8 protein-coding genes are annotated in these 10,923 nt (G+C 67.7%); 4 read left to right on the top strand and 4 right to left on the bottom strand.

Annotated features, from left to right (window positions below; all coding sequences use genetic code 11):
• The first annotated feature begins 128 nt into the window (after positions 1-128).
• Positions 129-1,601 carry an amidase gene (locus AC1RVW_RS30055; protein ID WP_493204360.1) on the top strand — a complete coding sequence of 491 codons (1,473 nt, stop codon included), beginning with the start codon at positions 129-131 and terminating at the stop codon, positions 1,599-1,601.
• A 9-nt stretch (positions 1,602-1,610) separates the two neighbouring features.
• Here the strand turns inward: AC1RVW_RS30055 and AC1RVW_RS30050 are convergent, their stop codons facing one another.
• The 4 genes from AC1RVW_RS30050 to AC1RVW_RS30035 all read right to left on the bottom strand — a co-directional run bounded on the left by AC1RVW_RS30050 (position 1,611) and on the right by AC1RVW_RS30035 (position 7,663).
• Positions 1,611-2,417, bottom strand: coding sequence for an alpha/beta hydrolase (locus AC1RVW_RS30050; protein ID WP_493204359.1), 807 nt, complete (start codon positions 2,415-2,417; stop codon positions 1,611-1,613).
• Between the two features lie 14 nt (positions 2,418-2,431).
• The gene (locus tag AC1RVW_RS30045; RefSeq protein WP_106937498.1) at positions 2,432-3,271 is read right to left on the bottom strand and encodes a proteasome-type protease; all 840 of its coding nucleotides are present in this window, start codon (positions 3,269-3,271) and stop codon (positions 2,432-2,434) included.
• A 28-nt stretch (positions 3,272-3,299) separates the two neighbouring features.
• On the bottom strand, positions 3,300-5,930 hold the full coding sequence (gene mutS / locus AC1RVW_RS30040) for a DNA mismatch repair protein MutS (protein WP_493204357.1): 2,631 nt from the start codon (positions 5,928-5,930) through the stop codon (positions 3,300-3,302).
• A 203-nt stretch (positions 5,931-6,133) separates the two neighbouring features.
• Positions 6,134-7,663: a diguanylate cyclase gene (locus AC1RVW_RS30035; protein WP_493204355.1), complete on the bottom strand. Its 1,530-nt coding sequence runs from the start codon at positions 7,661-7,663 to the stop codon at positions 6,134-6,136.
• Between the two features lie 193 nt (positions 7,664-7,856).
• Here AC1RVW_RS30035 and AC1RVW_RS30030 point away from each other — a divergent pair, with 193 nt between their 5' ends.
• From AC1RVW_RS30030 to AC1RVW_RS30020, 3 genes are read left to right on the top strand one after another with little or no spacing between them, the layout of a single operon-like run.
• Entirely contained in the window at positions 7,857-8,834 is a 978-nt protein-coding gene (locus AC1RVW_RS30030) for a magnesium and cobalt transport protein CorA (RefSeq protein ID WP_081266508.1), read from the top strand.
• 57 nt (positions 8,835-8,891) lie between these two features.
• A complete protein-coding gene (locus AC1RVW_RS30025) occupies positions 8,892-9,359 on the top strand; it encodes a MarR family winged helix-turn-helix transcriptional regulator (RefSeq protein ID WP_106935040.1) in 468 nt (155 codons plus the stop codon).
• Positions 9,356-10,888, top strand: a complete 1,533-nt coding sequence (locus AC1RVW_RS30020) for a DHA2 family efflux MFS transporter permease subunit (RefSeq protein ID WP_106935039.1) — start codon at positions 9,356-9,358, stop codon at positions 10,886-10,888. The genes AC1RVW_RS30025 and AC1RVW_RS30020 overlap by 4 nt, the downstream gene beginning before the upstream one ends.
• Positions 10,889-10,923 lie beyond the last annotated feature (35 nt).

Below are 10,923 nucleotides of genomic sequence, written 5' to 3'. Positions count from 1 at the left end.
CCCCGCAGCGAAATAAAGGAGGAGGGGCGCAGCCCCGGGGGACATTCGCGGAGGGGAGTACCCGGTGGCCTGCGCACTCGCCCCGAACAAATACACACTTTCCTTGAACACAAACGGAGAACGAAGAAATGACTTTGGCAATGAGCTGGGACGAATGGGCCTCGCATGACGGCATCGGCCTGGCCGAACGGGTACGCAAAGGCGAAGTGACCGCAGCGGAACTTGCAGCGCAGGCCGCCGCCGGGATCGCGAAGGTCAACCCGCAACTGGATGCCGTCGTCGAAGTGTTCGACGACGTGGTGGCCGATCCGCTCAAGGACGGCATGAACCCCGAAGGCGTGTTCGCGGGCCTGCCCTACCTCATGAAAGACCTGGGCCCCACCCTCAAGGGCCGGCTGCAGGAATTCGGCTCCATGATGATGCAGGGCCAACGCCCCGCGGCCGACAGCTTCCTCACGCAGCAACTGCGCAAGTCCGGCCTCAACATAGTCGGCCGCAGCACCACGCCCGAGTTCGGCGTGTGCAGCTCGGCAGAGAATTCCATCAGCGTCACCCGCAATCCGTGGGACCTCGAATACACCACCTGCGGCTCGTCCGCCGGCACCGCGGCGGTGGTCGCGGCGGGCGTGCTGCCGCTGTCGCACGCCACCGATGGCGGCGGCTCCATCCGCATTCCGGCGGGCGTGAACGGCAACATCGGCCTGAAGGTGTCGCGCGGCGTGTTCTCGCTGGCACCGGGGCTGTCGGACCTGTCGGGCCTGGTGTCGATCCAGGGCTGCCACAGCCGCACCGTGCGCGACACCGCCGCCTTCGTGGACAACGCGCGCGGCGGCGCACCGGGCGAGTTCATGCCCTTCTGGTCGCCGTCCGAGCCATACAGCGAACTCATCAAGAAAGACCCGGGCCGCCTGCGCATCGCGCTGTCGCACGAGTGGGGCGACTTCCGTGCCACGCCGCATTTCGTGGCCGAGCTGGAGCGCGTGGGCAAGTTCCTCGAAGGGCTGGGCCACCATGTCGAATGGGCGCTGCCCGAGGTCGACTTCCAGACCGCCTTCGCGGCCCAGACCACCTGCTACATCAGCAACTTCGCGCAGGTCATCGACGGCCACCTGCACCGCCTGGGGCTGGAGCGCCCGCCGGCGGAGCTGCTGGAGCCGATCAACATCAAGATCTGGGAAGCGGGGCTGCACACCTCGTACACCGAGCGATCGAAGATGCAGGCGGTGTTCAACACCACCTCGCGCGCCTTCGGCAACTTCTTCCAGCAGTGGGACATCATCCTGACGCCCGTGACCGCGCTGCCCACGCCCAAGGTCGGCACCAGCGAGTACCTCACGACGAGCACCAACCCTTCCGTCTACGACTGGTTCGCCAACCTGTGGAAGAACTTCGCGTACACGCCGCTGGCCAATCTCTGCGGCATGCCGGGCATTTCGCTGCCGATGGCCTCGCAGGAAAACGGCCTGCCGCTGGGCATCCAGGCGCAGGCCGCGCAGGCGAACGACGGGCTGCTGCTTCAGCTGGCCGCGCAGATCGAGCGGGCGCTCGGCGGCAAGTGGAATGCGGGCCAGCGGCCCGGGGTGCACGTCACCAAGAACTGACGACGCGGGTCACAGCAGGTTGCGCAGCGCGGCTTCCACGGCCGCGGCTGTGGCCAGCGGCTTTTCCATGGGGAACAGGTGGGAGCCGTCCAGCATGGTGATGCGGCCCTTGGTGACCTGCTGGGTCATCGTCATGCCCACGCGCTTCATCTCGGCCGACTGGCGACCGCCGATGAATGCGGCCTTGCACCTGAGCGGGTGCGCGCGCAGCAGTGCGCCCAGGGTGTGGGGCAGGGTGTTGTAGATGGCGGTCTCGACGTCGCGGTCGAAGCTCAGGGCGCGGGTGTCGTCGCTGTCGAAGGTGCCGTGGTCGATGTAGTCGTGCAGCACCTGCTCGTCCCATTTCGCGAAGGCCTTCTTGCTGCGGAAGTGCTCGAACACCGCCTCGCGGTGCTCCCAGCTGTTGCGGCGCTTGCGGCTGACCGCGCCGGGCGAAATGCTCTTCATGAGCGGCGTGCGCTTGACCATGTTGAGCGTGTTCGCGCGCCAGCCGCCGAGGATGGGCGAATCGATCAGCACCACGCCGCGCGCCAGCTCGGGGTGGCGCGCCGCGCACATCAGGCTCAGGAAGCCGCCAAGCGAATGGCCGATGAGAAACACCGGGCCGCCCGCGCGGTCGGCGCGTGCCTTGGCGAAGTCGGCCAGCTGCTGCACCAGGTGCGGCCAGTTGTCGGTAACGGGGTACTTCGGGTCGTGCCCGAATTTCTCGATGGCGTCCACCTCGAAGCCGCGATTGCGCAGGCTGTCGAGGACGACGCGGTAGGTGCTGGCGGGAAAGCTGTTGCCGTGCGAGAACACGACGGGCGGCATGGCCATGGCCGAGGCCTCGTTCAGATGAGCTTTTCGTCGGGGGTCGAGATCTTGCGCAACGGGCTGTGGCGCGTGGCCGGCATCTTCAGCGGATGCTCGGTATGGCCGTCGTCCCACACCGGGTCTTCGATGCTGTCGAACACCTCGCGCAGCTTCTGGCCCCAGCTGTTGTGCATCATGCGGTAGTAGGGGTTGTCGGCGTCGATGCAGATCACGCGGTCGGTCTCGAGCTTGTTGGCCTCGTACACCACCAGGTCGAGCGGCAGGCCGACCGACAGGTTCGACTTCATGGTCGAGTCCATCGACACCAGCGCGCACTTGGCGGCTTCGTCCAGCGGGGTCTCGGGTGTGAGGACGCGGTCGAGCACGGGCTTGCCGTATTTCGATTCGCCGATCTGGAAGTAGGGCGTCTCGGTGGTGGCTTCGATGAAGTTGCCGGCCGCATACACCAGGAACAGGCGCATGCCCTCGCCCTTGACCTGCCCGCCGAAGATGAAGGACACGTTGAAGTCCAGCCCCGCATGCTTGAGCGCCTCGGCGTCGCGGTCGTACACATGGCGCACCGCCGAGCCCAGCACCCGGGCGGCGTCGAACATGCTCTTGGCGTTCCAGATGGTGATGGGGTCGCCGGGCGTGCCGTCTTCGCGGGTCTCGCGCAGTTCTTCGATCTGCAGGATTTCGCGCACCGACTGCGAGATGCTCAGGTTGCCCGACGACAGCAGCACCATGACGCGGTCGCCTGGCTGCTCGTAGACGATCATCTTGCGGAAGGTGCTGATGTGGTCCACGCCCGCGTTGGTGCGCGAGTCGGACAGGAACACCAGGCCGGCGTTGAGTTTGATGCCTACGCAGTAAGTCATGAGTTCATCTTGCATGAACGGTGCCCGATCACGCGGCACCGAGTTCACGTTTGTTCAATTTTTGAAGGGCATACAGGGCATCGAGGGCTTCGCGCGGACTCATGGCGTCAGGGTCGAGCGCAGCCAGCGCGGATTCTACGGCGCTGACCAGCGGCGTCTCGGCCACCGGGGGCGGCGCGAACAGGTCGACCTGGGCGCGCGTCTGCGCATGCTGCGACTCCAGCGCTTCCAGCGCCTGCCGGGCATGGTTGACCACCGCCGCGGGCATGCCCGCGAGCCGCGCCACCTGGATGCCGTAGCTCTTGCTGGCCGGGCCGGGCTGCATTTCGTGCAGGAACACGATGTCGCGGCCCGCCTCGGTGGCGCTCACGTGCATGTTCACCGCGCCGTGGTGCGTGGCCGGAAACTCGGTCAACTCGAAGTAGTGGGTGGCGAACAGGGTGAAGGCCTTGCTGCGGTCGTGCAGCTGGGCCGCGATGCCTGCGGCCAGCGCCAGCCCGTCGAAGGTGCTGGTGCCGCGGCCGATTTCGTCCATCAGCACCAGCGACTGGGCCGTGGCGCTGTGCAGGATTTGCGCGGCCTCGGTCATCTCGAGCATGAAGGTCGACTGCGCATTGGCCAGGTCGTCCGCCGCGCCGATGCGGGTGTGGATGGCATCGATCGGCCCCAGCCGGCAGGCGGCCGCCGGCACGTGCGAGCCGATGGAAGCCAGCAGCACGATGATCGCCACCTGCCGCATGTAGGTCGACTTGCCGCCCATGTTGGGGCCGGTGATGACCTGCATGCGCTGCTGCGGCCCGAGCTGCGTGTCGTTGGCGATGAAGCCGCCCGACGACTTTTCGGCCAGCCGGGCCTCCACCACCGGGTGGCGGCCCTGCGAAATCTCGATGCACGGGTGCGACACGAAGCTCGGCGCGCGCCAGTGCAGCGTGTGCGAGCGCTCGGCCAGCGCGCACAGCGCGTCGAGCGTGGCGATGCCGCCGGCCAGCTGCGTGAGCGCGGGCACCGAGGGCTGCAGCGCGTCGAGCAGCTGTTCGTAGAGCCACTTCTCGCGGGCCAGCGCGCGGTCTTGCGCGCTCAGGGCCTTGTCCTCGAAGGCTTTCAGCTCGGGTGTGATGAAGCGCTCGGCGTTCTTCAGCGTCTGGCGGCGGCGGTAGTTGTCGGGCACCTTCGAGAGCGCGCTTTGCGTCACCTCGATGTAGAAGCCGTGCACCCGGTTGAACTGCACCCGCAGGTTGCTGATGCCGGTGCGCTCGCGTTCGCTGACTTCGAGCTTCAGCAAGAAGTCGTCGCAGTTCTCGCTGATGGCGCGCAGCTCGTCGAGTTCGGCGTCGTGCCCGGTGGCGATGACGCCGCCGTCGCGCACCAGCGCCGACGGGTCGGGCTTGATGGCGCTCGCCAGCAGGTCGGCGCAGCCCGGCGGCGGCGCCAGGCGCTCGGTGATCCGGGCCAGCAGCGCGGCGCCGCCGGGCAGCAGCGGCGCCAGTTGCTCCGCCTTGGCCAGCGCCAGGCGCAGCGCCAGCAGCTCGCGCGGGCGCACCTGCCGCAGCGCGATGCGGGCGGCGATGCGCTCCACGTCGCTGGTGTTCTTCAGCTGCTCGCGCAGCGTGCGCCAGGGCGCGGCCGTGGCGCCGAGCACCGTGGCCTGCAGCGCGCCGATGGCTTCGAGCCGCTCCTGCGCCTCGGAGCGGTCGCGCCGGGGCGACAGCAGCCAGCGCTTCAGCAGCCGGCTGCCCATGCCCGTCATGCAGGTGTCGAGCAGCGAGAACATGGTGGGCGATTCTTCGCCGCGCAGCGTCTGCACCAGTTCGAGGTTGCGGCGCGTGGTGGGCGGCAGCTCGATCAGGTCGCCGTCGCGCTCGACCGACAGGCGCTGCACGTGCGACAGCGCGCGGCCCTGCGTGTGCTCGGCATAGCCCAGCAGCGCGGCGGCTGCGGCGTGCGCGTTGGTCAGCGATTCGGCGTTCCAGGCGGCCAGGCTGTTGCTGCCCATCTGCTCGCAGAGCTTGCGCTCGCCCAGGCCGCCGTCGAACTGCCACGCGGGGCGGATCGCCAGCGTGAAGGGCGTGGCGCCGCGCGCGGCCTTCAGGCGCTGCTCGAAGGCCGGCGTGACCTCGGCGCTGTAGAGCAATTCGCTGGGCGCGATGCGCGCGATCCAGGCTTCGAGCGCGTCGGCCGGGCATTCGGCCAGCCGCAGTTCGGCGCCGGTCACGCTGAGCCAGGCCAGCCCGCATGTATTGCGCGAGCCGGCATGCACGGCCAGCAGCAGCGATTCGCTCTTGTCGTTGAGCAGCTCGGCGTCGGTCAGCGTGCCGGGCGTGACCACGCGCACCACCTTGCGCTCGACCGGGCCCTTGCTGGCGCCGACCTCGCCCACCTGCTCGCAGATGGCGACCGATTCGCCCAGCTTGATGAGCCGCGCGAGGTAGGTGTCGACCGCGTGGAAGGGCACGCCGCACATCACCACCGGCTGGCCGGCCGACTGGCCGCGCTGGGTGAGCGTGATGTCGAGCAGGCGCGCGGCCTTCTCGGCGTCGCCCCAGAAGAGCTCGTAGAAGTCGCCCATCCGGTAGAACAGCAGGGTGTCCGGATGGTCGGCTTTCAGGCCCAGGTACTGGGCCATCATGGGCGTGTGCGCAGAGACGTCTGACTTGTTCATTTCAATCAATAACTTGCGATCCGTGCCACCGGCGCGCGGGGGCGGCAGTGCCGGGCGCCATGGAGCGGCGGCCTGCCTCCGCGGAACTGGGGGGCTTGCTGGGGGAGTGCATGGGGGAGCGCGGCGCCGGAGCCCGCATGTGCACGGGCGGAATGCCGTGGCATTTTACGTTCGGTGCGCGCCGCGCCGGGCTGCTGCCGGCCTCAGCCCGGCGCCCGGCCGTGCAGCGGCTCTTCATGCCCCATCGCGCGGTTGCGCCCGATTTCCTTGGCCTTGTACAGCGCGCTGTCGGCGGCCTCGATGAGCCGCTGCTCGGGCCCGCTGGCCTGCGTGCCCCACAGGGTGGCAGCGCCGATGCTCACGGTGACACGTTCATGCGGGCTGGCGCGATGCGGAATGTCCAGCTCGCGCACATGTGCGAGCAACTGGTCGGCGACGGCCAGGGCGCCGGGCAGCTCGGTGTTGGGCAGGATGACCGCCAGTTCCTCGCCGCCGTAGCGCGCCACCAGGTCGCCCGGGCGCCTGACGCATTGCCGCAAGGCGTCGGCGACCGCCCTCAGGCATTGGTCGCCGGCCACGTGGCCGTATTCGTCGTTGAAGCGCTTGAAGTAGTCCAGGTCGAGCAGCAGCAGCGCGAGGCTGGTTCCTTCGCGCACCGCGCGGCGGCATTCCTGAGACAGCACCTCGTCGAAGCTGCGGCGGTTGGCCAGCCCGGTGAGCTGGTCCTGCGTGGCCAGCACGGCCAGCCGGCGGTTGGCCTGCAGCAGGTCCTCGCGCGCGGCCCTCAGCGAGGCCTCGGCGCTGACACGCCGGCCGATGTTGATGATCAGCCGCCAGCCCACCGCGGCCATCGCCGCGAGCAGGGCTCCCACGACGCCGACCGTCAGCAATGCCTGCTGCCGCCAGGCCTGCAGTGCCTCGTCGTGGCGCAGCGTGACCGTGGTCAGCACCGGGTAGCGGTCGCTCTTGCGGAAGGCGTAGAGCCGTTGCCGCCCGTCCATGCTGGAGCGGAACGAGGCCGTACCCACCGTGCCGGCAAAGTGGCGCTGGAAGTTGGCCGACTTGGAAAAATCGAGCCCGATGTCCTGTTCGCGGTAGGGATAGAGCACCAGCATCTTTCCGGCGTTGGTCGTCAGGCTGATGGTGCCGCTGCTGCCCAGGGCGATGGTGCCGAAGGCGCGCAGGAAATTTGCCAGGCCCAGCCCGATGACCGCGACGCCGGCGAATCTGCCCTCGCGGTCTTCCAGACGCCGGCTGACCGTGATTCCCCATTCCCCCGAGAACGGGTTGCGCAGCGGCGGACTGATGAAGATCTCGTTCGAGCGGGTCTCGCGATGGTGCGTGAAGTAGGGCCGCTGCGCGCTGTTGGTGCCCGGCGGGACTTGCCCCTTGGAGTAAAGCAGCCAGTTGCCCTGGGCGTCGAGGACGGCCACGCCATCGAGCTGGTCGAGCATGCGCTTCTGGTGCTCGATCAGCGACTGCACGCGCTGCAGGTGCCCGTGCGCGTCGTCTTCCGAAACCAGGGTGTCGGCCACGCCCTGCAGCAGCATGTCGCTCTGCGTGAAGACGCCTTCGGCATAGATGTTCAGCGCCTTGGCCAGGTTGAGATTGTTGGTGTCGGCCGCGGCCAGCGTCTGGTGGCGCACCACCCAGAGCTGCCAGGCCGTGGCAGTCGACACCGAAACCATGACGGCCAGAAGCAGGGCCTTTGCAAGGCCAACGTCCCGCTTCACTTGATCGATTCCCCGTACGAACTCGTTTCCATGATCCTCCCCCCTCATCTATTTATATGTCCGTTTGCCAGGCGGACGAGCGCGAACTCTAGCCGACCAACCTGAATCGGCTGTGGCACGCGCGCAGCAAGCCGCCTGCGCCGCCTCGTGGCACCATGCGCAGATTGCACCAACGTGAACTGCGGGAGTACCGATGCTCATCAATTGCGTCGCCTATGAAAACGGCTCCAAGCTCGCCGACATCTCGGTCGAGGACATCAGCGACTACATCTCCCGGCCGGGCTGCTTCGTATGGGTGGCGCTCAGCGACGCCTCCGACGCCGAGCTCGGCGAAATGCAGAAGGAATTCAACCTGCACCCGCTGGCCGTGGAAGACGCCCACCACGGCCACCAGCGCCCGAAGGTGGAGGAATACGGCGATTCGCTGTTCGTGGTCATGCACCTGGTGGAGCCATCGCCCGAGGGCGAGCACTGCACCAACGTGGGCGAGGTCGACGTGTTCGTCGGCAAGAACTACGTGCTGTCGGTGCGCAATCGCAGCCAGCAGGGCTTCCTGGGCGTGCGCGAGCGCTGCGAGCGCGAACCCGAGCTGCTGCGCAACGGCGCGGGCTTCGTGCTCTATGCGCTGATGGACGCGGTGGTCGACCGCTACTTTCCGGTGATCGACGCGCTGGAAGTGGAACTGGAGGCCATCGAGCAGCAGATCTTCGGCCAGGGCGGCGCGGCGCGCGACAAGATCAAGCAGCTGTACGACCTCAAGCGCCGCAGCATGACCCTCAAGCGCGCCGTGGCGCCGCTGCTGGAGGCGGCCGGCAAGATGCACGGCGGGCGGGTGCCGCAGATCTGCATGAGCTCGCAGGAGTATTTCCGCGACGTGGGCGACCACCTGGGCCGCATCAACGGCTCCATCGACGCGGTGCGCGACACCATCGCCACCGCCATCCAGGTGAACCTGTCGATGGTGACCATCGAGGAGAGCGAGGTCACCAAGCGGCTCGCCGCCTGGGCCAGCATCTTCGCGGTGTGCACCGCGTTCGCCGGCATCTGGGGCATGAACTTCGAGCACATGCCGGAGCTGAAATTCCGCTACGGCTACCCGGTGGCGCTGGCGCTGATCGTCAGCACCTGCAGCTACCTGTATTACCGCTTCAGGCGCGCCGGCTGGCTCTGACGGGCGCCGGCGCTCGCTAATGCCAAACTAATAAACATGTAGATAATCTAGTCCCTTATGAAAAGGGACTTCACCCAGCGCTTCGGCTTCCTCGTCAAGAGCGTGGGCAAGCTCTACAGCGAAGAGTTCGACCGCCTCGCGCGCGAACGCATCGGACTCACCAGCGCCCAGTGCCGCCTGCTCGGCGCGCTGGCCATGCATGACGAAGACGAGCCTCTGTCGCAGGCCGAACTCGCGCAGCGCCTCGACCTCACGCCGATGGCCGTGGCCGGCCTGTGCGACCGCATGGCCGCGGCAGGCTGGATACGCCGCGAACCCAGCCCGACCGACCGCCGCGTCAACAGGATCCACCTGGAGCCCAGCGCCGAAGAAGCGCTGGACGCCGCGCTGAGCATCAGCGACGGGCTCAACGCCCGCGTGATGTCGGTGCTGTCCCAGGCCGAGCGCGCCCAGTTGCTGGGCCTGCTCGGCAAGGTGCACGGCAGCCTGGTCGACATCACCTCGGGCGGAGGGCAGAAACCATGAGCGTCGCGCCCGGAACCACGGTGCCGCACCGCGGCATGATCACCATCTCGATCATGCTGGCGACCATCATGCAGGCGCTGGACACCACCATCGCCAACGTCGCGCTGCCGCACATGCAGGGCAGCCTGCAGGCCTCGCAAGACCAGATCACCTGGGTGCTGACCTCGTACATCGTGGCCTCGGCCATCGCGCTGCCACTGACCGGCTGGCTCTGCGGGCACTGGGGCAGGCGGCGGGTCTTCATCATCTCGGTGATCGGCTTCACCGTGGCTTCGGCGTTGTGCGGGCTCGCGACCTCGCTGGTCGGCATCGTGGCGGCGCGGCTGCTGCAGGGCATCTTCGGCGCGGCGCTGGTGCCGCTGTCGCAGGCGGTGCTGCTGGACATCAACCCGCGCGAGAAGGTCGGCCAGGCCATGGCGATCTGGGGCGCGGGCATCATGGTCGGGCCCATCCTGGGGCCGCTGCTGGGCGGCTGGCTCACCGAGAACTTCGACTGGCGCTGGGTGTTCTTCATCAACCTGCCGGTGGGCATCTTCGCCTTCTGGGGCATTGCGCGATATCTGCCGGAGAGCCGGCCCAAGGGCGAGAAGCTCGACATCTTCGGTTTCGTGACGCTGAGCCTGGCCATCGGCATGCTGCAGCTCTTTCTGGACCGGGGCGAGCAGCTGGACTGGTTCGACTCGTGGGAGATCAAGCTCGAAGCGGCCGCCGCGCTGGTGGCCTTCGGCTTCTTCGTGGTCCATACGTGGACGGTGCAGGGCGTTTCATTCTTCGACCGCGACCTGCTGAAGGACCGCAACTTCGTCACCGGCCTTCTCTTCGCCTTCATCGTCGGCATGATCCTGTTCGCGACGATGGCGCTGCTGCCCAACTTCCTGCAGGGCCTGATGGGCTACCCGGTGGTCTACACCGGCGAGGTGACGGCGCCGCGCGGCGTCGGCACCATGATCGCGATGATCATCGTCGGGCGGCTGGTGCAGAAGGTGGACGTGCGCGCCATCATGGCGGTGGGCTTCAGCCTCACCGCGTTTTCGCTCTACCAGATGACGCGGCTCACGCTGCAGATGGACAGCACGCTGATCGTCGTCTCGGGCTTCATCCAGGGGCTGGGCATCGGCTTCACCTTCGTGCCGCTGTCGACCGCCACCTTCGCCACGCTGGCCCCGCGGCTGCGCAACCAGGGCACGCCCATCTTCAGCCTGCTGCGCAACATCGGCAGCAGCGTGGGCATCTCGATCGTGCAGGCGCTGCTGACCGAAGGCTCCAGCAAGGCGCATGCGCAAATCGCCTCGACCGTGGCGCCCGGCAACCAGGCGCTTTCCACGCTGCCGCAGATGATGTCGCCGGACACGATGACCGGGCTGGCGCTGCTCAATGCCGAAGTGACGCGGCAGGGGGCGCTGGTCGGCTATTTGGATGACTTCGCGATCATGATGATCATCACTGTGCTGGCGATTCCGCTTCTGCTGCTGATTCGAAGCCCCAAGCGGAGTGCGGCGGCGTCGGGGCCTGCGGAAGTGCCGCATTGAATTTCTCCCTCCCCCGCTGGGGGAGGGTCGGGGTG

The sequence above is a fragment of the Variovorax sp. MPBD4-3 genome (genome assembly GCF_058809745.1).
Note: the sequence above shows the minus strand (reverse complement) of the source record. Positions and strands in the feature narration are given on the sequence as shown.

Excerpts from the sequence above, each read along its gene's own strand:
- AC1RVW_RS30055 (WP_493204360.1), top strand. The coding sequence starts at position 129 with ATGACTTTGGCAATGAGCTGGGACGAATGGGCCTCGCATGACGGCATC.
- AC1RVW_RS30050 (WP_493204359.1), bottom strand. The coding sequence starts at position 2,417 with ATGGCCATGCCGCCCGTCGTGTTCTCGCACGGCAACAGCTTTCCCGCC.
- AC1RVW_RS30045 (WP_106937498.1), bottom strand. The coding sequence starts at position 3,271 with ATGACTTACTGCGTAGGCATCAAACTCAACGCCGGCCTGGTGTTCCTG.
- mutS (WP_493204357.1), bottom strand. The coding sequence starts at position 5,930 with ATGAACAAGTCAGACGTCTCTGCGCACACGCCCATGATGGCCCAGTAC.
- AC1RVW_RS30030 (WP_081266508.1), top strand. The coding sequence starts at position 7,857 with ATGCTCATCAATTGCGTCGCCTATGAAAACGGCTCCAAGCTCGCCGAC.
- AC1RVW_RS30025 (WP_106935040.1), top strand. The coding sequence starts at position 8,892 with ATGAAAAGGGACTTCACCCAGCGCTTCGGCTTCCTCGTCAAGAGCGTG.
- AC1RVW_RS30020 (WP_106935039.1), top strand. The coding sequence starts at position 9,356 with ATGAGCGTCGCGCCCGGAACCACGGTGCCGCACCGCGGCATGATCACC.